At 69.8% G+C, this 20,611-nt stretch carries 21 protein-coding genes; 10 read left to right on the top strand and 11 right to left on the bottom strand.

The window, feature by feature from the left end; all coding sequences use genetic code 11:
- Positions 1 to 31: 31 nt before the first annotated feature.
- The gene (locus EB75_RS02640; RefSeq protein ID WP_073693923.1) at positions 32 to 1,588 is read left to right on the top strand and encodes an LGFP repeat-containing protein; all 1,557 of its coding nucleotides are present in this window, start codon (positions 32 to 34) and stop codon (positions 1,586 to 1,588) included.
- On the opposite strand, the gene EB75_RS02635 is transcribed toward EB75_RS02640, so the two are convergent.
- Genes EB75_RS02635 through EB75_RS02625 form a run of 3 tightly spaced genes read right to left on the bottom strand, consistent with a single transcriptional unit; the run spans position 1,585 to position 3,912 of the window.
- Positions 1,585 to 2,397: a Cof-type HAD-IIB family hydrolase gene (locus EB75_RS02635; protein ID WP_083611901.1), complete on the bottom strand. Its 813-nt coding sequence runs from the start codon at positions 2,395 to 2,397 to the stop codon at positions 1,585 to 1,587. The genes EB75_RS02640 and EB75_RS02635 overlap by 4 nt on opposite strands.
- Positions 2,397 to 3,134: a lysophospholipid acyltransferase family protein gene (locus EB75_RS02630; RefSeq protein ID WP_073693921.1), complete on the bottom strand. Its 738-nt coding sequence runs from the start codon at positions 3,132 to 3,134 to the stop codon at positions 2,397 to 2,399. The genes EB75_RS02635 and EB75_RS02630 overlap by 1 nt, the downstream gene beginning before the upstream one ends.
- 4 nt (positions 3,135 to 3,138) lie before the next feature.
- Positions 3,139 to 3,912 carry a lysophospholipid acyltransferase family protein gene (locus EB75_RS02625; protein WP_073693978.1) on the bottom strand — a complete coding sequence of 258 codons (774 nt, stop codon included), beginning with the start codon at positions 3,910 to 3,912 and terminating at the stop codon, positions 3,139 to 3,141.
- A 128-nt stretch (positions 3,913 to 4,040) separates the two neighbouring features.
- Between EB75_RS02625 and EB75_RS02620 the strand changes: the two genes are divergently transcribed.
- Both EB75_RS02620 and EB75_RS02615 read left to right on the top strand, forming a co-directional pair.
- Positions 4,041 to 5,591, top strand: coding sequence for a Rieske 2Fe-2S domain-containing protein (locus tag EB75_RS02620; protein WP_073693920.1), 1,551 nt, complete (start codon positions 4,041 to 4,043; stop codon positions 5,589 to 5,591).
- Positions 5,588 to 5,947 (top strand): hypothetical protein, encoded by a 360-nt coding sequence (locus EB75_RS02615; RefSeq protein ID WP_073693919.1) that lies wholly within the window; start codon positions 5,588 to 5,590, stop codon positions 5,945 to 5,947. The genes EB75_RS02620 and EB75_RS02615 overlap by 4 nt, the downstream gene beginning before the upstream one ends.
- Positions 5,948 to 5,961: 14 nt before the next feature.
- On the opposite strand, the gene EB75_RS02610 is transcribed toward EB75_RS02615, so the two are convergent.
- Together EB75_RS02610 and EB75_RS02605 are read right to left on the bottom strand one after the other, a co-directional pair.
- Positions 5,962 to 6,210, bottom strand: coding sequence for a hypothetical protein (locus tag EB75_RS02610; RefSeq protein ID WP_073693918.1), 249 nt, complete (start codon positions 6,208 to 6,210; stop codon positions 5,962 to 5,964).
- Positions 6,211 to 6,279: 69 nt separating this feature from the next.
- Entirely contained in the window at positions 6,280 to 7,089 is an 810-nt protein-coding gene (locus tag EB75_RS02605) for a DUF5718 family protein (protein ID WP_073693917.1), read from the bottom strand.
- A gap of 106 nt (positions 7,090 to 7,195) precedes the next feature.
- Between EB75_RS02605 and EB75_RS02600 the strand changes: the two genes are divergently transcribed.
- Positions 7,196 to 7,921 (top strand): hemerythrin domain-containing protein, encoded by a 726-nt coding sequence (locus EB75_RS02600; protein WP_073693916.1) that lies wholly within the window; start codon positions 7,196 to 7,198, stop codon positions 7,919 to 7,921.
- Positions 7,922 to 7,934: 13 nt separating this feature from the next.
- Here EB75_RS02600 and EB75_RS02595 read toward each other — a convergent pair whose 3' ends face one another.
- Together EB75_RS02595 and serS are read right to left on the bottom strand one after the other, a co-directional pair.
- On the bottom strand, positions 7,935 to 11,246 hold the full coding sequence (locus EB75_RS02595; RefSeq protein WP_073693915.1) for an ATP-binding protein: 3,312 nt from the start codon (positions 11,244 to 11,246) through the stop codon (positions 7,935 to 7,937).
- A gap of 18 nt (positions 11,247 to 11,264) precedes the next feature.
- On the bottom strand, positions 11,265 to 12,521 hold the full coding sequence (gene serS / locus EB75_RS02590; RefSeq protein ID WP_073693914.1) for a serine--tRNA ligase: 1,257 nt from the start codon (positions 12,519 to 12,521) through the stop codon (positions 11,265 to 11,267).
- A gap of 122 nt (positions 12,522 to 12,643) precedes the next feature.
- Here serS and EB75_RS02585 point away from each other — a divergent pair, with 122 nt between their 5' ends.
- Genes EB75_RS02585 through EB75_RS02575 form a run of 3 tightly spaced genes read left to right on the top strand, consistent with a single transcriptional unit; the run spans position 12,644 to position 14,710 of the window.
- On the top strand, positions 12,644 to 14,110 hold the full coding sequence (locus EB75_RS02585) for a septum formation family protein (protein WP_073693913.1): 1,467 nt from the start codon (positions 12,644 to 12,646) through the stop codon (positions 14,108 to 14,110).
- 2 nt (positions 14,111 to 14,112) lie between these two features.
- A complete protein-coding gene (locus tag EB75_RS02580; protein ID WP_073693912.1) occupies positions 14,113 to 14,463 on the top strand; it encodes a metallopeptidase family protein in 351 nt (116 codons plus the stop codon).
- Between the two features lie 49 nt (positions 14,464 to 14,512).
- The gene (locus EB75_RS02575; RefSeq protein WP_073693911.1) at positions 14,513 to 14,710 is read left to right on the top strand and encodes a hypothetical protein; all 198 of its coding nucleotides are present in this window, start codon (positions 14,513 to 14,515) and stop codon (positions 14,708 to 14,710) included.
- Between the two features lie 10 nt (positions 14,711 to 14,720).
- On the opposite strand, the gene EB75_RS02570 is transcribed toward EB75_RS02575, so the two are convergent.
- On the bottom strand, positions 14,721 to 15,395 hold the full coding sequence (locus EB75_RS02570; RefSeq protein WP_073693910.1) for a histidine phosphatase family protein: 675 nt from the start codon (positions 15,393 to 15,395) through the stop codon (positions 14,721 to 14,723).
- The gene (gene pheA / locus EB75_RS02565) at positions 15,392 to 16,306 is read right to left on the bottom strand and encodes a prephenate dehydratase (RefSeq protein ID WP_073693909.1); all 915 of its coding nucleotides are present in this window, start codon (positions 16,304 to 16,306) and stop codon (positions 15,392 to 15,394) included. The genes EB75_RS02570 and pheA overlap by 4 nt, the downstream gene beginning before the upstream one ends.
- A gap of 121 nt (positions 16,307 to 16,427) precedes the next feature.
- On the opposite strand from pheA, the gene EB75_RS02560 reads away from it, so the two are divergent.
- From EB75_RS02560 to EB75_RS02550, 3 genes are all read left to right on the top strand, one after another.
- Positions 16,428 to 17,222: a DUF2470 domain-containing protein gene (locus EB75_RS02560; protein ID WP_073693908.1), complete on the top strand. Its 795-nt coding sequence runs from the start codon at positions 16,428 to 16,430 to the stop codon at positions 17,220 to 17,222.
- 59 nt (positions 17,223 to 17,281) lie between these two features.
- Positions 17,282 to 18,046 carry a CPBP family intramembrane glutamic endopeptidase gene (locus EB75_RS02555; RefSeq protein ID WP_073693907.1) on the top strand — a complete coding sequence of 255 codons (765 nt, stop codon included), beginning with the start codon at positions 17,282 to 17,284 and terminating at the stop codon, positions 18,044 to 18,046.
- Between the two features lie 153 nt (positions 18,047 to 18,199).
- On the top strand, positions 18,200 to 18,748 hold the full coding sequence (locus tag EB75_RS02550; protein WP_073693906.1) for a ferritin: 549 nt from the start codon (positions 18,200 to 18,202) through the stop codon (positions 18,746 to 18,748).
- A gap of 6 nt (positions 18,749 to 18,754) precedes the next feature.
- Here the strand turns inward: EB75_RS02550 and EB75_RS02545 are convergent, their stop codons facing one another.
- Positions 18,755 to 19,609 (bottom strand): glycerophosphodiester phosphodiesterase, encoded by an 855-nt coding sequence (locus tag EB75_RS02545; RefSeq protein ID WP_073693905.1) that lies wholly within the window; start codon positions 19,607 to 19,609, stop codon positions 18,755 to 18,757.
- 4 nt (positions 19,610 to 19,613) lie between these two features.
- Positions 19,614 to 20,603, bottom strand: coding sequence for a DUF4328 domain-containing protein (locus EB75_RS02540; RefSeq protein ID WP_073693904.1), 990 nt, complete (start codon positions 20,601 to 20,603; stop codon positions 19,614 to 19,616).
- Positions 20,604 to 20,611: the final 8 nt, after the last annotated feature.

The following is a 20,611-nucleotide window of genomic DNA, read 5'->3' as shown; positions in this document are numbered from 1 at the left end:
ACTGTTGTCCGCCCTGGCGGCGACGGTTGTGATGGTGCCGTTGGCCCTCGGCGTCGTCCCCGGCATCCCCGGCCTGTCGGACGACAAACCGTCCGCGCCGGAACTCCACACGCAGCCACTGACCGGTGTCGGAGGCGGGCAGACCGTCCGGGAAATCCACCAGGACACCCCCTTCTCGTTGGTCGCCCTCACCGCCTCCGACTTCACCGGAACCTCGGCGCGCGTGCGCGCCCAGAAGCCGGACGGAACCTGGGGACCCTGGTACGAGGTCGAGGCACCCGACGGCGTCGGCGAGGCACACGCCACCACCCGCGGCACCGAGCCCGTGTTCGTCGGCCGCACCAACACCGTTCAGATCGCGGTGACCCGGCCCGCCGAGGCGGCCACCACGCCGCCGGCCGGCGACCGCCCGCAGGGGCCCGGACTGGGCTACCGGCCCGTCGACATCGAGAAACCGTTGGGGCCCAGCCTGAAAGCGGTGCTCATCAGCCCGCCGGAGGCACCCGCCGACGTCCAGTTCCAGCCGACCGCGGTGTCGGCGCCGAACCAGCCGCCGAACATCATCAGCCGCGCCCAGTGGGGCGCCAACGAGAGCGTCCGCTGCGGGCAGCCGGTCTACGACCCAGGCGTGCGCGCGGCCATCGTCCACCACACGGCCGGCAGCAACGACTACGCACCCGAGGATTCCGCGGGCATCGTCCGCTCGATCTACGAGTACCACACCCGCGAATTGGGTTGGTGCGACATCGCTTACAACGCCCTGGTCGACAAGTACGGGCAGGTCTTCGAAGGCCGGTTCGGCGGGATGACACGGCCCGTCGAGGGTTCGCACACCGGTGGCTTCAACGTCGACACCTGGGGTGTGGCCATGCTCGGCGACTTCGACGCCGTGCCGCCGACCCCGCTGCAGCTGAAGATGACCGGCAGGCTGATCGGCTGGCGCCTGAGCCTGGACCACGTCAACCCCCTGGGCAGCGTGGTGCTGACCTCCGGCGGCGGCTCGTTCACCCACTTCCCCGCCGGCGCCACACCCACACTGCCGACGATCTTCACCCACCGCGACGTCGGCAACACCGACTGCCCGGGCAACGCGGCCTACGCGGCCATGGGCGAATTACGCGACATCGCAGCATCTTTCACCGCGCCACCGGGTGCCCTGAGCGCGATGGACATGTTGCGCGGCGGAGCCATCTTCGACAAGTGGCAGGCCATGGGCGGAGCCGCCGGCCCGCTCGGCGTCGCCACCTCACCCGAAGCCGCGGCCGACGGGCACACCCGCTACGCGACCTTCGACCACGGCGCCATGTACTGGTCGCCGGTCACCGGCGCCCAGCCGCTGACCGGGGCCCTCTACGACGCCTGGGGCGCACTGGGTTTCGAGCGCGGCGCCCTCGGTCTGCCCACCAGCGGCGAGATTGCCGAACCGCAGTGGATCGTGCAGAACTTCCAGCACGGCACCCTGAACTTCGACCGCGAGAACGGGACCGTCACCCGCGTCATCGACGGTGTGCCCCAAGAACTTCCGCCGCCGCCGAAGCAGGAGCCGGTGCAGCTGGAACGGTTCAGCCGCATCGATATGCAGAGCTAGAGCCACCAGCGTTCGAGCACGCGGGCGACCCCGTCGTCACTGTTGGTCGTCGTGACCTCGTCGGCGGCCGCCAGGGCCTCCGGATGCGCATTGCCCATCGCCACACCCAGGCCGGCCCAGGTCAGCATCGGGATGTCGTTGGGCATGTCACCGAAGGTCACGACGTCCTCGGCCGTCAGACCCAACGGGCGGATGACCTCGGCGACCCCGGTGGCCTTGCTGATGCCCAGCGGCACCACCTCGATGAGCCCGTTGTTGGTCGAATAGGTCAGGTCGCCCGTGACGCCGATATGCGGCGCCAGCGCCGCGGCCAGGTCGGCGCTGTGCGCGCCCGCCTTGCGGATCAACAGTTTCACCGCGGGCACACTGAGCATGTCCTCGACCGAGACCTCGGTGTTGTCGGGGTTGTGCCAGGCGTGCTCATAGCCGGGGGAACTCGCGAACTGCGGAACCGACTCGTCGAACGCGGTGCGGCCCACCCGCTCCACCGCCAGGCCGACGCCCGGGATCACCCGCGTGGCGATCTCGGCCAACTCGCCCAACGCATCCGGGCTCAGGGTATGGGCCGAGACGATCCGATCCGTCGCGGCGTCGTAGACCACCGCGCCGTTGGCGCACACCGCCATCGGCGCCAACCCCAGCCCGTCCACCACCGGCGGAATCCAGCGCGGCGGCCGGCCGGTGGCGAGGACGAACTTGGCCCCGTTCGCGACCGCCGCCTGCACGGCGGCGCGGGTCCGCGGCGTCACCCGCTCATGGGTGTCGAGCAGCGTGCCGTCGACGTCGGTGGCGATCAGCGCGGGCAGCATCACCGGCCCCCGGCTTGGCGGCGGGCCTTCTCGGCCATCTCCAGCACTTCGGCCTCCTCGGGCGTCGGGGCGCTGCCGCCCAGCCGGCGCGGCACCCAGTACTCACCGGCTGGGTGCGGGTACTCCTCCTGCACCGCATGCAGTTGGTCCGTCATCGTCTGCTGCAACGTCGCCATCAAATCCGCGACCGGACCGGCTGCCGCGATGGGCGCGCCGACCCGGACGATGACCGGAATCTTCTTGCGTCCCAAGCGCTTCGGGTGGTCTTTGGTCCACAACCGGTGCACGCCCCAGACGATCACCGGGATGATCGGCACATCGGCGTCGAGCGCCATCCGCGCCACGCCCGTCTTGAACTCCTTGAGCTCGAAACTGCGGCTGATCGTGGCCTCCGGGTACACCCCGACCAGTTCCCCGGCGCGCAGCCGCTCGACGGCGACGGGATACGCGTCGCCACCGGAACTCCGGTCGACGGGGATGAGCCCGGCCCGCTTGACCAGGAAATTGCCCATCGGCACCTGCTGCACCTCGGCCTTGAGCATGAAGCGGACCCGGCGCCGCCGATGGGTGGCAGCCAGCCCGGCCGGCAGGAAGTCGACATAGGCGGTGTGGTTGATCGCGATCACCGCACCACCGGTATCCGGAATGTGTTCCAGCCCTTGGTAAGTGATCCGGGTTCCCGTGGCGGCGACCGCCGCCTTGGCGGCAATCTCGATGCCGCGGAAAACTGGCTCCATGGCGCTACTCCGGCGCACCTTCCGCCTGCCGCGCCGCCCGACGTGCCGCTTTCTCGCGGGCTTCGTCGAGGTCCATCTGGTCGGCCTCGGCCAGCGTCGGAGCGCCGCCGCCCAGCCGGTGCGGCACCCAGAACTCGCCGGCGGGATGTTCGGGGTAGGCGTCCTGGACTTCCGACAGCAGGTGCTGCATCCGGGCATGCAGCAGCGCCGTCAACTCGGCGGCGGGCAGCGTCGGGTAGATGGGCTCACCGACGTGGATGTAGATGGGCACCTTGGGGCGGCGCATGTTGCGCGGATGGCCCTTGGTCCAGATCCGCTGGGCGCCCCAGATGATGTGCGGGACGATCGGTACGTCGGCCTCGATGGCCATGCGGGCCGCGCCCGACCTGAACGCCTTGATCTCGAAGCTGCGGCTGATGGTGGCCTCGGGGTAGACGCCGACGAGCTCGCCCGCCTTGAGCTGCTTGACGGCCTCGGCATAGGAATCGGCGCCGCTGCCGCGGTCGACGGGGATGTGGCGCATCTTGCGCATCAGCCAGCCGCCGTACTTGTTGTCGAACACTTCCTTCTTCGCCATGAACCGCACCTTGCGGCCGCGCTTCTGCATGACGGCGGGCAGCCCGGCGAACGTGAAGTCGAAGTAGCTGGTGTGGTTGATGGCGACCACGGCGCCGCCGTTGACCGGCAGGTTCTCCGCGCCTGTGATGGTGAACTTCAGGCCCTGCACCCGCCACACCGTGCGGGCCAGCTTGATCACGGTGCCATATACCGGTTCCACGGGCATCAGCCTAGTGCGGACCGTCGGTACTACGCCTGGAAGATCACCCGAAGCCCGACGAGGTGCTGGGACGCCCCGGAATCCGGCTAGACTCGCTGGCAAACTCTCCACCGCCAAAAGGGGCATTAGTGCAGGTCACAAGCGTTGGACACGCCGGATTCCGGATCGATACCGCCGCGGGCAGCATTCTGTGCGACCCGTGGGTGAACCCTGCCTACTTCGCATCGTGGTTCCCGTTCCCGGACAACAGCCAACTGGACTGGGACGCGCTCGGCGACTGCGACTACCTGTACGTCAGCCACCTGCACAAGGACCACTTCGATCCGGAGCACCTGCGCGCGCACGTCAACAAGGACGCGACGGTGCTCCTTCCGGACTACCCGGTGCCGGATCTGCGTCGTGAACTCGAGGCCCTGGGCTTCCACACGTTCTTCGAGACCACCGATTCGGTGAAGCACCGCGTCAGCGGGCCCAAGGGCGAACTGGACATCATGATCATCGCGCTGCGCGCCCCGGCCGACGGCCCGATCGGCGACTCGGGCCTCGTGGTGTCCGACGGCGAGACCGTCGCGTTCAACATGAACGACGCCCGCCCGATCGATCTGGACATGGTGGCCACCGAGTTCGGCGACGTCGACGTGCACATGCTGCAGTACTCGGGCGCCATCTGGTACCCCATGGTCTACGACATGCCGGCCCGGGCCAAGGAGGCCTTCGGCACCCAGAAACGGCAGCGGCAGATGGACCGCTGTCGCCAGTACATCGCGCAGGTGGGCGCCACCTGGGTGGTGCCGTCGGCCGGTCCGCCGTGCTTCCTGGATCCCGAATTGCGCTGGCTCAACGACGATCACGACGATCCGGCCAACATCTTCCCCGACCAGGCGGTGTTCCTGGACCAGCTGCGCAGCCACGGCCACGACGGCGGACTGCTGATGATCCCCGGCACGGTGGCGACGTTCACCGGGTCGACACTGGACGCGCTGGTGCATCCCATTCCCGACGCCGAGGCCGAAGCGATCTTCACGACCGGCAAGGCCGACTACATCGAGGCCTACGCGCAACGCATGGCGCCGGTCCTGGCCGCCGAAAAGGCTTCGTGGGCACCGGCTTCCGGCGAGTCGCTGCTGGAGCCGCTGCGCGCCAAGTTCGAGCCGATCATGGTGCAGAGCGACCAGATCTGCGACGGCATCGGCTACCCCGTCGAACTCCGGATCGGCACCGAGACGGTGGTCCTGGATTTCCCGAAACGGGCTGTGCGGGAAGCGATTCCGGACGAGAAGTTCCGCTACGGCTTCGGCATCGCACCCGAACTCGTACGCACCGTGCTGCGCGACGACGAGCCGGACTGGGTCAACACCATCTTCCTGTCCACCCGGTTCGAGGCGTGGCGGGTCGGTGGCTACAACGAGTATCTGTACACGTTCTTCAAGTGCCTGACCGACGAGCGCATCGCCTACGCCGACGGCTGGTTCGCCGAGGCGCACGACACCTCGGCGTCGATCGACCTGGGCGGCTACGAGATTCAGCGCCGCTGCCCGCATCTGAAGGCCGACCTGTCGAAGTTCGGGATCGTCGAGGGCAACACGCTGACCTGCAATCTGCACGGGTGGCAGTGGAACCTGGACAACGGCCGCTGTCTGACCTCCAAGGGTCACGAGTTGCGGAGCGCCAAGAAGTGAGCAGCGGGCAATCCGACGCGCACTACGACGACGGTCAGATCTTCCTGGACCGGCAGGCGATCACGTTGCGCCGCTATCACTTTCCGTCGGGCACCTCGAAGATCATCCCGCTGAGCGCGATCCGCGGATACAAGGCCACGTCGCTCGGTTTCATCATGGACCGGTTCCTGATCTGGGGCGGCGCCGACCGGCGCCGCTGGCTGCCCCTGGACATCTGGCGGCCCATCAAGTCGACGCTGGTGACCCTCGACGTCGGCGGCGCCACGCCCGCGCCGGCGTGTACCCCGTTGCGGCCCAAGGAGTTTCTGGCCACACTGGACCAGTTACTGGGAGAGCAGGCCGCTCGCCGACAGTGACCGAATGGCGGCTGCTACCACCTGGTGCCGTCGAGCCCGGGAATGACGCACCGCCCGTCCGCGGCGACGCGGCCGATGAGCATCCCGTCGTAGCCGGTACACGACGAGTTGAGCGGCTCGCACGTGTTGATGGACGTGATCACCTTGTCCGGGCCGCATGGGGTTCCCGGCCCCGGCGGATCGGCTGCGGCCACAGCACTGCTGAGGCTCAACGCGAGAACTGCCGCAGACGTGACGACGAGCGAGCGGGTCGAGTCGAACATGATCGATACCTCCGGCCGATGGCCCCGACGTGCACCAATGCTACGCCCGAATCGGCGAGGTGATCCGGGCTAATCTGCCGCGCGCACCGTCTGCCGAAGTTCTGACACGTCGTCGGACGCGGTGTCGTACACGCGCACGATGGCCTGGTCACCCGGCTTCAGATAGGTGGACTCCCCCAGCTCGGTGTAGCGCGTCGCGCCGATGCCGACCAGCAGGTTCCTCGGGTGCCCCGCCGCCACCATCAGGGCGCCGACGTCCTCCAGAGGCGTGTCGTCCGAACCCTTCTGGTTCGCGAGCCGGTCGACGATCCAGTCCAGCAGCTGCGTGCCGTAGTACGAGTAACCCAGCAACGGGCTGTCCTGGCCGTAGGCGTGCTCGGTGCCGGTACCGTCGTCCAGGAAGCTCGCCAGCCGCAGCGACGACGTCGGGCCGTCGGGGCTCAGATCGCCGATCTCGAAGAACTGGGCAGCCACGCCCTTGGACGCCGGGCCCCAGTTCTTCTTGTGGCTGATCTTGGGGGCACCGGGCCGGCGGATCGAGCAGTCGTTGAACGCGCCCAGCGCGAACGGCCGCAGCCCCACCACGCGGTCACCCGCCCACGACACCTCGCATGCCAGCCCGACCTCGGGCTCGATCTGGAGGTTCAGCGGGCTGTCGCTGACGGGCAGCACGACCGCGTCCGACGACAGCGGGAACTCGCCGAGGAACGTGTCGCTGCCCGGCGCGTACCACGGGAAGATGCCCTTGGGCGCTCCGCCTTCCGACCGGACGTTGACGAAATCGACTGCCTCCCCGGCCTGTTCGAGGTGCCCGGCGAAGTTGCCCGCCACCCCGAAGCCGAACCAGCCACGCATGTCGTCCAGGTCGAGATCGATCATGGCTGTCACCCTACTTCGGCCGTGACCAGCGCCGACAAGCCGCAACCAAGTCGCGCTTAAGTCGCGGGCATCAGGCTGTGCACCAACCTGATCACAAGGAGCACCCGTGTCCACCTCCCTCGAAGCCGTCACCGTCGCACCCCGCCGCGCCGACGATCCCAAGCCCAACCTGCTGGGCATCACGCTGGCGCACCGCGCCATGCTGGTCGACCTGGTCCGTCTCACCGAGCTGGCCAAGGCCGTACGGGACCGCGACGTCATCTGCACCCCCGCCCGGGCCCGCGCCATCTCGCAGTACATCGAGCTGCTGTGCGACTCGATCCATCACCACCACACCACCGAGGACACCGTGCTCTGGCCGGTGATCCAGGCCAGCGTGGGCGATCACCTGGACCTGCGCGAACTCACCGACGACCACGCCGCACTGGACCCGCGCCTGGACCAGCTGCGGGCCCGCGCCGCGGCGTTCCGGCTGTCGAACGGGGACCGCAAGGTCGCGTTCCTGATGGCTTTCGAGCTGGCGGAACTCACGGCGCTGCTGACCGAGCACATCAACGACGAGGAACTGGACCTGTTCCCGCTGATCACCGAACATGTGTCCATCGAGGACTGGGAGTCGGTGGAAGCCGCGGCCCGCGCCGGCAGCCGGATGTCGTTCGACGGACCGCGCTCGCTGGCCGTGATGACCGACGACGAGCGGGCCTCGATGGCCGGAAAGCTGAACATCGGGCTGCGCGCCTTCCTCGCGGTGCTGGCGTTCCGGCACCGGCGCGTGATGCGCACCGTGTTCGGCGATCTCGCCGAGAGCCGGCTCGAGGCACTGGTCGGGTAGTCGACGAAGCCCGTCAGTCGATGAAGCTCAGCGCCTCGGCGGCGAGCCGTGCCCGCAGCGTCTCGGCGGCCTTGCGGTAGGCCCGGGCGTCCTCGGGCCGGTCCAGCGCGTCGGCGGCCGCGGCCAGGGCGTCGTCGACGGGGCCGACCATGAGCCCGTCGACCCCGAGCCCCGCGATGCTGCCCGAGTACGGCTCGAGTTCAGCCGCACGGGCCTGCACCTCGTCAAGGTCGCCCATCGCGACCGCGGCATTGACCCGCAACACCGTGAACGGCACCCAGAAGTACGCCCGCTCGATCGGTTTGCGGTCCGGCCACAGCTCCCGGGCCTCGGCCTCACGGCCGCGCGCGACCAGTGCCAGCACCGCGGCGTCGAGCGCGGCGACCGAGATCTCGCGGTAGAAGAACAGCAGCTCGTCGGCCAGCGTGCCCAGGTCACCGAGGCAGAACTCACCCGTTACGCGGCCCACCATCGCCAGCTTGGCGCCGTTGGCGGCGCCGTTCTCGGCCATCCGCGCCGCCAGGTCGGTGTAGGCGCTGACGGCCTCCTCGAGACGGCCGGCCAGCAGGTACATCCGCGCCTGGAACAGACCCAGCACGCCGAGCAGGTGGACCAGCTGGCCGGTGCTGGCGCGTGCCACCGCGAGGTCGACGTGCCGCTTCGCCGTCACCAGATCACTGCGGTTCCCGGCCGCGAGCGACAACAGCCAGTGCGCCACCGCTTGATAGTCGGCCTGCTCGGCGGCTTCGGCGGTCCGCAGCAGTTCGGCGGCAAGCACGTCACGCTCGGTGTCGAGGTCAGGTCCGAGCGCACAGAAAGCGTGCACGTTGAGCGCGGTACACAGCAGGCGGCCGGCCCCGGGATCGTCGGCGTACACCTGCCGCGCCAGCGCGAGCATCTCGGCGCTGGCCGCCAGCGCCCCATCCGGGTCGTTGCCCTCCAATTCTACGTAGAGCGCCTTGAGCAGCCGAATCCGGTCGGCGGCAGTGATGTCGCCGGCCAGCACGTGCCGCAGCAGCCCGATCATCTGTCCGTCGGACTCGTCGTACTCGCGGTCGCGCCACACCAGCGGGGTGTCCCACGCGGTGAGGATGCGCACCACCAGATCGTCGCGCGACCGGCCGGACACCAGCTGCAGCGCGCATTTCATCTCACTGCGCGCGGTGACGGCGTCGCCGGACTGCGCGAGCGCCGCGATCAGGCCGCAGCGGACCTCGATGTCCTGGTCCAGCAACGCGACGCTCGGCGACAGCTGCCGGCTGGCCGCCAGCTCGAGCATCTGCACCGCGGCGCGCCACTGCCGGGCGGCTTCCGCATGGGCGCCGACCGAACCGGCGTCGCGTGCGGCCGCGGTGGCGAAATCCGCTGCGGCCGTGGCGGTTTCCGCAGTGGCCGAGGCGACGGCGTGGTGCGCCAGGGCCGCCGGATCGACCGAGCGCCCCGGAGCGCGCAGCAGCTCCAGTGCGGCGGCGTGCAGCCGGGACCGGCGCAGCTTCGAGGTGTCCTCGTAGAGCGTGTCGCGGACCAGGCCGTGCGCGAACTGCAGCCGGCCCGGGGTCGGCTCGTCGAGCAGACCCAGCAGGACGGCGGGTTCCAGCGCGTCGAGCAGATCGTCAGGGTCGCTACGGCCCAGTTCGGCCAACAGGTCGACGTCGATGTCGCGGCCCAGGACCGCGGCCTGGCGCAGCGCGGTGACCGTCGGGCCGGGCAGCCGGGCCAGCCGGCGCCGCAGCACGTCACGCACCCCGACCGGCACCGACGCCCACACCGCGTCCTGGCCCTCGGCGGCCATCAGCCGGGCCAGCTCGCGGACGAACAGCGGGTTGCCGCCGGTCCGTTCGCGCAGCAGGCGCAGGGCTTCACCGCTGGTCGTCAGCCCGCAATCGGCGGCGACGGCGGCGGTGGCCGCCGCGTCCAGCCCACCGAGGATCAGGTGCGCGGACGTGTGCACCGTCAGCGCCGCACGCGCCACCTCCAGTTCGCCGCGATCCTCCGACGGGCGGTACGTCGCGATGACCAGCACGCGGCGGTCCTGCACGCGGTCGGCCACCAGCCGCAGCAGCTCCAGCGTCAGGCCGTCGGTGCGGTGCAGATCGTCGAGTACGACGGCCAGAGGCTGCTCATCGGCGACGGCACCGAGCGCGTCGGCCACCGCCTGCCCGAGCCAGAAGGTGCCCTGCTCGGCCGCGGCGCCGTCGTGCAGCAGCGGCGCCAGCGCCTGCCGGTCGTTCGCGGCCTCCCCCAACAGCTCCCGCAGCACCTCGGTCCACGCCCAGCCCGCGGGTGCGCCGTGCACCTCCTGGCAGCGGCCGTGCACCGTCCGCCATCCCGCGGCCCGCAACCGGCCCGCCGCCGCAGCGGCCAGCGTCGTCTTGCCCGAGCCCGCCTCGCCACCGATCCACATCACGGCGCTGGCACCGGTGGCGACGCTGCGGGCCACGGCGTCGATGGTCGCGAGTTCCTCGGCCCGGCCGTAGGCCTGTCCGGTTCGGTCGCGCGGCGCGGTATCCCGGGTCTGCGGCGGCGACGGCCGGACCGGGGCGGGCTGCGACGGTTCCAGGTGATCAGCCTGGCGCAGGATGTCGCGTTCGAGATCCCGCAGGGCGCGGCCGGGTTCCAGACCCAGCTCGTCGATGAGGTGTTCGCGGGTGCGCCGCAACACCTCGAGTGCGCCCGCCTGCCGCCCGGTCCGGTACAGCGCCGTCGCCAGGACCGCGGCGGCACCTTCGCGTCCCGGATGTTCGGCGACGTGCCCTTCGAGCGCGGCGATGGCGCTGCTGTACCGGGCGAGGTCGACGTGGGCGGCGGCGTGGCTTTCCACCGCGGCCAGCCGGAGCTCGGTCAGCCGGGAGATCTCCGGCGCCGCCCACAACGCGTCACCGGCGCCCGCGAACGGATCGCCCGCCCAGCCCGCCAGCGCCTCGTCGAGCAGCTGCGCGCGTTGCCGCGGGTCCGATTCCTCTTGTGCCGCAGCCACTTTCGCCTCGAAGCGCCAGGAGTCGACGGCATCGTCGGGCAACCGCAGGCAGTACCCCGGCGCCGCGCTGACCAGTATGCGGGCCGGCGCCCGGCGGGGCCGGTCAGGTTCCAGCACCCGCCGCAGGTGCGAGACGTAGACCTGCAGGGCCGACAGCGCCTTGGGCGGCGGTTCGCCCTCCCACAGGTCATGGATGAGCCGGTCGACGGACACCGTGTGCCCGCGTGCGGCGACCAACCGGGCCAGCAGCGCCCGCTGCATGCGCGCGCCCAGGTCCACCGGATCGTCGCCGACCCAGGCCCGAACCGGGCCGAGGACCGTCACCCGCACCGCCCGTTCCACCGTCATGCCCCCGCCGACGTGGTTCTACTTGGGCTGTAACACCGAGGTGCCGACGTACGGCACCAGCGCGTCGGGCACCCGGACGCTGCCGTCGGGCTGCTGGTGGTTCTCCAGGATCGCGACCAGCCAGCGCGTCGTGGCGAGTGTGCCGTTGAGGGTCGCGGCCGTCTGCGGCTTGCCGTTCTCGTCGCGGTAGCGGGTGGACAGGCGCCGGGCCTGGAACGTCGTGCAGTTCGAGGTCGACGTCAGCTCGCGGTAGGCCTGCTGTGTCGGCACCCAGGCCTCGCAGTCGTACTTGCGGGCCGCCGACGACCCGAGATCGCCTGCCGCGACGTCGATCACGCGGTAGGGCACCTCGATCATGGCCAGCATCTGGCGCTGCCAGTCGAGCAGCTTCTGGTGCTCGGCCTCGGCGTCCTCCGGCTTGCAGTAGACGAAGGCCTCGACCTTGTCGAACTGGTGCACCCGGATGATGCCGCGGGTGTCCTTGCCGTAGCTGCCGGCCTCCCGGCGGAAGCACGACGACCAGCCCGCGTACCGCAGCGGACCCTCGGACAGGTCCAGGATTTCGTCGGAGTGGTAGCCGGCCAGCGGCACCTCCGAGGTCCCGACGAGGTACAGGTCGTCGGCTTCGAGACGGTAGATCTCGTCGGCGTGCGCACCCAGGAAACCGGTGCCGCGCATGACTTCCGGCCGCACAAGCACCGGCGGGATCATCAGGGTGAACCCGTTCTCGGTGGCCAGCCGGACGGCCAACTGCAGCAGGCCCAGCTGAAGCAGGGCGCCCTGGCCCGTCAGGAAATAGAAGCGCGAGCCCGACACCTTGGCGCCGCGCTCCATGTCGAGCAGGCCGATGGCCTCGCCCAGTTCCAGGTGGTCCTTCGGAGCATCAAGTGCCGGCGGTTCACCCACCACATCCAGCACCTCGAAGTCGCTCTCGCCGCCGGCCGGGACACCGTCGATGATGACGTTGCCGATGGCCATGTGGGCGGCGGTGAACGCCGCCTCCGCCTCGGCCTGCCTGGCCTCGATGTCCTTGATCGCCGCGGACAGTTCCTTGGCCTTCTCCAGCAGTGCGGGCCGTTCCTCCGGCGAGGCCGCGCCGACGAGCTTGCTCGCCGCCTTCTGGTTGGCCCGTGCGGTGTCCGCCTCGGAGATGGCGGCACGCCGGGCCGCGTCAGCGTCCAGCAGCGCATCCACGAGGCCGGGGTCTTCGCCACGGGACCGCTGCGACGCCCGCACCCGGTCCGGATCTTCGCGCAACAGCTTGAGGTCGATCACGGGCGTCAGACTACTTTTGTCGCCGCGGCCGTGGAATGTCGAGGGCCTCTAGCGGTGCCCGGCCACAACCACATAACGGTACAACTGCAACTCTTGTCACAGCTCCAGCCGCGGCTGTCACAATGGAGCCGATGTTGGACGCACCCGCGGCGGTCGAACTGGGCACGGACACACCCCCAGACGCGCCGAAGACGACGACAACCTGGCGGCAACGCATGCACGGCATGCATGTCACCGGGACGCAGCGCGCGCTCGTCCTCACCGCGCTCGGCGGACTGCTCATCGCCGGCGTCCTCACCGTCATGCCCGAAGGCTCCCTCGGCCCGACCGGCCTCGGTTTCACCAGCGGCCGCGTCAACGCCGGCCGGGTGAGCGACACCCTCGACCACGCCAAGCCCGGCGACTGCCTGAACTGGCCGGAGCGCTCGCCGGACGCCGTCGAGATCGTCGACTGCAAGAACGAGCACCGCTTCGAGGTTGCCGAGTCGCTCGACATGCGGACGTTCCCGGGCAGTGAATACGGCCCGAACGCCGCGCCGCCCTCGGACTCCCGGATCAAGCAGATCAGTCAGGAGCAGTGCCAGAACGCCGCGCGCGACTACCTGGGCCCGCGCTTCGATCCGAACGGCAAGTTCGCGGTCAGCCTGGTCTGGTCCGGCGACAAGGCCTGGAAGGCCAAGGGCCAGCGCCGCATGCTGTGCGGCTTGCAATTGCTCGGCCCGAACAGCCAACAGCTGGCCTACAAGGGCAAGGTCGCGGACGTCGACCAGTCCAAGGTGTGGCCGGCCGGCACCTGCCTGGGTATCGACCCGGCGACCAACCAGCCCATCGACATCCCGGTCGACTGCTCGGCACCGCACGCCATGGAGGTCACCGGCGCGGTCAACCTGGCCGACAAATACCACGACATCATGCCGGCCGAACCCGATCAGCTGACGTACATCAAGGACTCCTGCACCAAGGCCACCGACGCCTACCTGGCTCCGGTCGAGTTGCGCGGCACCACGCTGACGCTGATCTACAGCTCCATCGCGCTGCCCAGTTGGACGGCCGGCAGCCGCCAGGTCTCGTGCAGCATCGGCTCATCGCTCGGAAACGGCGGCTGGTCGACGCTGGTGGGCAGCGCCAAGGGCCCGCTCATGATCAACGGGCAGTCGCCGGTTGCGCCGCCGGCCATCCCGGAGGAGCGGCTGAACCTCCCCCCGATCCCGGTCATCGAGCCGCCGGTGGACACGTCGTCGCAGGGCTCGTCGTCGTCCTCGTCGCAGGGTTCACAGTCCGGCCAGTCCGGGCAGAACCAGCGCGGCCAGCAGGCCCCGCAGACGCCCCAGGGCAACCAGCACATGCCGGGTCAGCCCGACACGTCGAACCAGCACGGTGCCGCCACGCCCGGGACTCCTCAGCAGCAGCAGGGCAACACGTTCCTGAACGGTCCGCCGCCGGCTCCGGCGCCGCCGCCCGGTGGCGGTGCGCCGCTCGACGGCCCGCCGCTCGAGGAGGCGCAGCCCGGCGCGCCGCCGCCACCTCCGGCGGGCCCGGTGGGCGCGGGTGCACCGCCTGGACCGGCCGTGCTGCCACCCGCTCCGTAGCCGTGCCGGTACGCATGAGCCGGCAGCGCTTCGAGGAGTTGGTGTCCGACGCGCTCGACCTGATCCCGCCCCGGCTCGCCGCGGCACTCGACAACGTCGTGGTGCTGGTACAGCCGCGCAACCCGGACGATCCGACGATCCTGGGGCTGTACGAAGGCGTCGCCCTCACCGAGCGTGATTCCTTCTACGCGGGCGCGCTGCCCGACACCATCTCGATCTACCGCGACGCGCTGCTCGACATGTGCGACTCCGAGGAGCAGGTGGTCGACGAGGTCGCCATCACGGTGATCCATGAGATCGCCCACCACTTCGGTATCGACGACGAGCGGCTGCACGAGCTCGGCTGGGGCTGAGCAGCGCGGCACCCCGGTTTTGTCGGACCGCGGTGCTACAAAAGAGGCCATGAGCACCGCCTGCCGCAACTGCGGGGACGGGCTGGCGCACTGCCACGGCACGGTCATCGTGCACGCCGGCCTGCCTGCCGAATGCACCGAGGAAACCTGCGCACTGCCCGAGTCCGAGCACACGCTACGCATCGATTGCGACGTGGTCGGGTGCGGCTGCGCCCAGCCGGCGGTGGGCCTGCGGGCCACCGGATAGTCAGCCCACCTCAGCCCATCGGGTCGGGCGCCGGGGGCGCCGCGGGGTCGTGTCCCGGGTAGAACGGCGGCAGCACCGGGCCCCACTGCACGCAGCTCCACCGGCCGTCGGTGATCGGGCTCAGCACCACACATTCGCCGTTGCGCAGGTGATGCTCGGACGCGAAATCGGCGTCCACTCCGGCCATTTGGGCGGCCACCAGCCGGATGGCCGCGCCGTGGCTCACCACCAGGATGTCGCCTGCCCACTCGTGGTCGTCCAGGTACCGCACGCGCAGATGCGTCAGCACCGGCACATACCGGTCCAGCACTTCGAGACCCGTCTCACCGCCGGGCATGGGGACGTCGAGGATGCCCCGCTGCCACTCGTCGTAGACGGCGTCGAACTGCGCGATGGCGTCGGCGTCACTGCGGCCTTCCAGGTCGCCCACCTGCACCTCGTGGATGCCGTGGACCTCGACCGGGTCCAGGCCCAGCCCGTCCGCGATGTCAGCGGCCGTCTGCACGGCCCGCTCCGCCACCGAATGCACCACCAGCCCGACGGGATGCGCCCAGTCGATCCCGAAATCGCGGGCCTGCTGGTGGCCGAGCTGGGTCAGCGGCGCCCCGGGCGGCCGGGTATCCAGCCGCTTGGCGACGTTCGCCTCCGACTGCCCGTGCCGCACCAACACCAAACGGCCACTCATGCCCGGCCCCCTTCTCTCAACCCCGCCAACCACTGCGTCGCCTCATCGGTGTCCGGGGGTGCCGCGCCCGCCGCCACGCCCGTCGGCCACGAGCCCAGGTACCGCACCTCGGCCACCCGCCGGTGCAGCGCCTTCAGCGCCTCGGCGACCGGTGCGTCGTCGATGTGTCCGACGCAGTCCAGATAGAAGATGTAGGTGCCCAATTCCGTTCTGGTAGGCCGGGATTCGATGCGGGTCAGGTCGATGCCCCGGATCGAGAACTCGGTCATCGCCGACACCAGCGCGCCGGGTTCGTTACGCAGACGCAGGACGACGGACGTGCGGTCGGCACCGGTGCGCGGCGGCGGCGGGCCGGGGCGGCCGACCAGCACGAAACGCGTTCGGGCATTGGGCTCGTCGACGACGCCCTCGGCCAACGAGTCCAGTTCCCACCGCAGCGCGGCCAACGCGGTACTGACTCCGGCATCGGCCAACCCTTCGGAAACCTGCTGCGCCGCACCGGCATTCGAGATCGCGGGCACGACCGTGGCGTGCGGCAGCCGCTCGGCCAGCCACCGCCGCACCTGGGCCGCCGCCACGGGGAAGGCCGCGACGGTGGACACCGTTTCGGCGGTCACACCCGGCCGGACGACGATGGTGAACGCGACATCGAGGGTGTGCTCGGCGAAAATCTGTACGCCACTGCCCCACGACAGGCTGTCCATGGTCGGCAGCACCGAACCCTCGATGGAGTTCTCGATCGGTACGCACGCGTAGTCCGCGGTGCCCATCCGCACGGCTTCCAGCGCCGCGCCCGAGCTGTCGCAGGCGACGGGTTCGAACTCCGATCCGCCCGGTGCGGCGTCGGCCAATTGCAGCATGGCCGCTTCAGTGAAAGTGCCTTGCGGCCCGAGATAGGCGATGCGTGCCACGCCGCAACCCTACTGGTTGCCGGTGCGCCGGAGCTCGCGACGCGGGCCTTTCGGTAGGCCTTGCGCCGGCACCAGGCGATAGTTAACTTAGGCTTACCTCACTTACTAGCGAAGGCGGGACATGCGCGACCTCACGACGACAATCGCAGCACCGACCACAGCCGAACGCGTCCGCAGCGCGTGCGCCCGAGCGGCCGACGCGATGCTGGCCGCCGACGGCGTCACACCGATCACCACGCCGGTGCACCATCTGCTGGCCGACGGCTCCGTCGTCCTGACGGTCCCGGCCTCGGGCCTCCTCGCCGCCACGGCCGGCGCCGCCGGACACAGCGGCGTCGCCGCCATGCTGGAACTGACCGATCTGGCCGCCCTGCCGTTGCGGGAACGGGTGCGCTCCCTCGTCTGGTTCCGCGGCCGCCTGCACGCCGTCCCGGCGGCACGGGTCCCGGCGCTGCTCGACCTCGTCGCGTCCGAAAACCCGCACCCGGTACTGCTCCAAGTGAATGCCGGAGCAGACCACGAAAACCCCTGCACGCTGGTCCGGCTCGAGATCGAGTCGGTCGTGGTGGCCGACGCCACCGGCGCCGAGTCCGTGCCCGTCGGCGCACTGCTTGACGCCCGGCCCGACCCGTTCTGCGCCATGGAGTCGCACTGGGTGCAACACATGGAGAGCGCCCACCGCGACATGGTCGACCGGCTCGCCAGCCGGCTCCCGGTCACCCTGCGCCGCGGCCACGTCCGCCCCTTGGGCCTCGACCGCTACGGCGTGCAGCTGCGCATCGAACGCGAAGACGGCGACCACGACGTCCGGTTGCCGTTCAGCAGGCCCGTCGACGACGTCACCGGCCTCAGCCGCGCCATCCGCACCCTGATGGGCTGCCCGTTCCTCAACGGGCTGCGCGCGCGCAGGACCTGAGCGCGCCGATGAGCCGCTTGCGCGAAGAGCATCAGACAGGCGCGGTTACCGTTGCTGCGATGACCGGGCCGGAGCAGGAGACCGAACGACGCGCGCTGCGCATCGAGATCGCCGTGGTGCTGGCGGTGACGTTCGGCCTGTCGGCCTATACGGCCGTCGTCAGCCTGGCCGAAGCCGTGATCCTCGGGCTGGCCGGGCAGAAGGTCGCGCTCAACCACCGGCGCTCGCCTATCGACTTCATCGACTTCCTGCTGAACCTCAGCCCGGCCTTCACACTGGTCGGCTGGGGCGCCCTGGCCCTGTATCTGTTGTGGCGCACCGGCTTCCGGCCCGCGGCAATCGGGCTGGGCCGCTTTCGATGGCGGCCCGACCTCCTCGGCGGTCTGGGCCTCGCCGCACTCATCGGCCTGCCCGGGCTCGGGCTGTATGTCGCCGGCCGGGCCCTGGGCATGGGCGTCGACGTGGTGCCGAGCACGCTCGGCGACACCTGGTGGCGTATTCCCGTGCTGCTGCTCATGGCGTTCGCGAACGCCTGGGCCGAAGAGATCGTCGTCGTCGGCTTCCTGTTGACCCGGCTGCGTCAACTCGACGTCTCCCCGACCAAATCGCTGGCCCTGTCGGCGCTGCTGCGCGGCAGCTACCACCTGTATCAGGGGTTCGGTGCCGGGCTGGGCAACATCGCCATGGGACTGGTGTTCGGATACGCCTGGCGGCGGACCGGCCGGTTGTGGCCGTTGATCATCGGGCACGGGGTGATCGACGCGGTGGCATTCGTGGGCTACGCGTTGGCCGCACGCCATTTGGGTTGGCTGCACCCGGCGTAATTCCGCGGACACGAGCCAAGCCTTACCTTTATTCGCATTCAGCAATTCGAATTAATGGATATTGCATGCGTCACATTGGGTAAGGATATGCTTTCCTGAATTAGGTTGACCTTGCATGACAAGGCCATTTGACCTGCACTATCTTTCATTTTCATGACCGAAGTGACGCGCCTCGAGACGAAATTCCACCAACTGCTGCAGGAGCAGATTCGGAGCGAATTCAGCGCCTCTCAGCAATACATCGCGGTCGCGGTCTACTTCGATGGAGAAGACCTCCCCCAACTGGCCAAGCACTTCTATGCGCAGGCCGTCGAAGAACGTAATCACGCCATGATGCTGGTGAAGTACCTGCTCGACCGTGACATCGAGGTGGAGATTCCCGGCGTCGACCCGGTGCGCAACACCTTCGACTCGCCGACCGAGGCGCTCAAGCTCGCGCTCAACCAGGAACGCGTGGTCACCGAGCAGATCAGCCGGCTGGCCAGCGTGGCCCGCGAAGAGGGCGACTACCTCGGCGAGCAGTTCATGCAGTGGTTCCTCAAGGAACAGGTCGAAGAGGTCGCGACCATCACCACGCTGGTGAAGATCGCCGACCGTGCCGGCGAAAACCTGTTCAACCTCGAGGATTTCGTGGCGCGCGAGCTGGCCGGCACCGGTGCGGCCGACCCGACCGCGCCCGAGGCCGCGGGCGGAAATCTCTAGGTATACCTAGGCTTCCGCGTCCTGGCCGCTGTCCCGGCCCGCGCCGGTCAGCCCGTTCTGCAGCCAGGCCTTGGTGCGGCCCGGGTGGTTGGTGGCGATCCAGCCGACCTCGAGGTCCGCGCAGTAGCGCACGTCCTCGTAGTGGTCGACGGTCCAGCAGTACAGCGCACGCCCGTGCGCGGCCGCATGGTCGACCAGTTCGGGGTGCTCACGAAGGGTCGTGATGGACGGTCCCACCGCCGTCGCACCGACGGTCGTCGCCGCACTGCCGCCCAGGTACCGCGACGTCTCACCGAGCAGCACCGTGGGCAGCATCGGTGCCGCACGGCGGATCCGCCACACCGCGGCTGCCGAGAACGACATCACCACGGCGCGTGCGAGGTCGGCCGAGGCCGGTGCCGCGATGCCGTACCGGTGCAGCAGCGCCAGCACCTTGTTCTCGACCAACGCGCCGTACCGCACCGGATGCTTGGTCTCGATGAACAGCTTCACCGGGCGGCCCCAGTCCAGAGCCAGCCGGATCAGCTCGTCGAGGGTGAGCAGGCCGGCGGCGCTCTGGCCGCCATCGGCTCGGCTGGGATGCCATGCGCCGTAATCCAATTCGCGAAGCTGGGCCAGGCTCATCTCGCTGACCAGTCCGGTGCCGGTGGACGTGCGATCCACCCTGCGGTCGTGCACGCACACCAGGTGCCCGTCCCGGGTCAGCCGGACGTCGCATTCGAGCCCATCGGCGCCCTGGCTCAGGGCCAGCTCGTAGGCGGCCAGCGTGTGCTCGGGCCGCTCGGCCGAAGCCCCGCGATGCGCCACCACGAAAGAGTTGTTGCGTGTACCGTCTGCGCCGCCAGTGCCGTCCACGCCCATGGTCCTATGCTGCCGGTTCCTCCGGCGCGGGCTCAACCGGAACCGCCGATTCGGTGACCGATCTCCCTGTTTCGTCCGCCCCGTCGGCCTCCCGGACCACCCAACGCTGCGCGGGTGCGTCCGCCTGGGTCCGCTCGAACGCGAGGTAGACCCGCATGACCATCGCCAGCGACAGCATGCCCATCAGGTACGCGATGACCGTCACCTCGGTGCTGTCCGCAACGCCCTGCGGGTCGGTGGCGAACATGCCTGCGATGGACCACGCGACAACCAGGCCCGTCACGGCCCAGATGGCCCACCAGATGCCGATCGGGCGCCGCAGCGTCCCCACGCGGTTCTCGCCCGTCGCCATCTCGGTGACGAACACCGGCGCGAGGAACATGTTCACCACCGGGACGAGGCAACCCACCCACAGCACCCAGCGGCGACGTGGATCGGTGGTTCCCGCCCGGTGGTAGGCCGCCGAGCGGCGGGCGATAAGCCAGTTGGTGAGCACGATCGCGACGGCCAGGACCGTGAACAACGCGACGACGCTGGCCGCGACGCCCAGCCAACTGCCTGCGAGGGCCACCCAGGGGTTGAGCAGCACGGTGCGGTTGATCAGCAACAGGATGTAGCGGACGACGTGCATCAGCGCCGCGGCGCCGAGCGCGATCATCGCGATGGCCGCGACCCCCTGCACGGTCCCGTTCGACGGCCCGCGGCGCGTCTCCTCGTGCTCGACGGTCGGCTCGGCGAACTCTTCGGTCAGTCCCCAGCGCGGAATGTGGTCGTAGTGCGGCGTCGGCCCCAGCGGCGGCTGATGGTGACGCGGCTTCGGCGCCGGCCCGGGCCGGACGGCGATCCACCGGTATCCGCGCGCCGGCTTCGACTGGCCGGCGACCGGCGCCGGCGCGGCGGGCGCCAGCAGCGGGCCCCGACACCGCGGGCACCATTGGCGCTGGCGATCACGCACGTTCCAACGCGTCGAGCACCGGGAACAGACCTGGATCACGGCACCAG

This window comes from Mycobacterium sp. ST-F2 (assembly GCF_001905655.1).
Lineage (GTDB): Bacteria > Actinomycetota > Actinomycetes > Mycobacteriales > Mycobacteriaceae > Mycobacterium.
This window is presented reverse-complemented; position numbering and strand designations above follow the sequence as displayed.

Excerpts from the sequence above, each read along its gene's own strand:
- EB75_RS02630 (WP_073693921.1), bottom strand. The coding sequence starts at position 3,134 with ATGGAGCCAGTTTTCCGCGGCATCGAGATTGCCGCCAAGGCGGCGGTC.
- EB75_RS02545 (WP_073693905.1), bottom strand. The coding sequence starts at position 19,609 with ATGGGCGTGGACGGCACTGGCGGCGCAGACGGTACACGCAACAACTCT.
- EB75_RS02550 (WP_073693906.1), top strand. The coding sequence starts at position 18,200 with ATGACCGAAGTGACGCGCCTCGAGACGAAATTCCACCAACTGCTGCAG.
- EB75_RS02585 (WP_073693913.1), top strand. The coding sequence starts at position 12,644 with ATGGAGCCGATGTTGGACGCACCCGCGGCGGTCGAACTGGGCACGGAC.
- EB75_RS02560 (WP_073693908.1), top strand. The coding sequence starts at position 16,428 with ATGCGCGACCTCACGACGACAATCGCAGCACCGACCACAGCCGAACGC.
- EB75_RS02610 (WP_073693918.1), bottom strand. The coding sequence starts at position 6,210 with ATGTTCGACTCGACCCGCTCGCTCGTCGTCACGTCTGCGGCAGTTCTC.
- EB75_RS02575 (WP_073693911.1), top strand. The coding sequence starts at position 14,513 with ATGAGCACCGCCTGCCGCAACTGCGGGGACGGGCTGGCGCACTGCCAC.
- EB75_RS02595 (WP_073693915.1), bottom strand. The coding sequence starts at position 11,246 with ATGACGGTGGAACGGGCGGTGCGGGTGACGGTCCTCGGCCCGGTTCGG.
- EB75_RS02570 (WP_073693910.1), bottom strand. The coding sequence starts at position 15,395 with ATGAGTGGCCGTTTGGTGTTGGTGCGGCACGGGCAGTCGGAGGCGAAC.
- EB75_RS02640 (WP_073693923.1), top strand. The coding sequence starts at position 32 with ATGGTGCCGTTGGCCCTCGGCGTCGTCCCCGGCATCCCCGGCCTGTCG.
- EB75_RS02635 (WP_083611901.1), bottom strand. The coding sequence starts at position 2,397 with ATGCTGCCCGCGCTGATCGCCACCGACGTCGACGGCACGCTGCTCGAC.
- EB75_RS02555 (WP_073693907.1), top strand. The coding sequence starts at position 17,282 with ATGACCGGGCCGGAGCAGGAGACCGAACGACGCGCGCTGCGCATCGAG.
- EB75_RS02605 (WP_073693917.1), bottom strand. The coding sequence starts at position 7,089 with ATGATCGATCTCGACCTGGACGACATGCGTGGCTGGTTCGGCTTCGGG.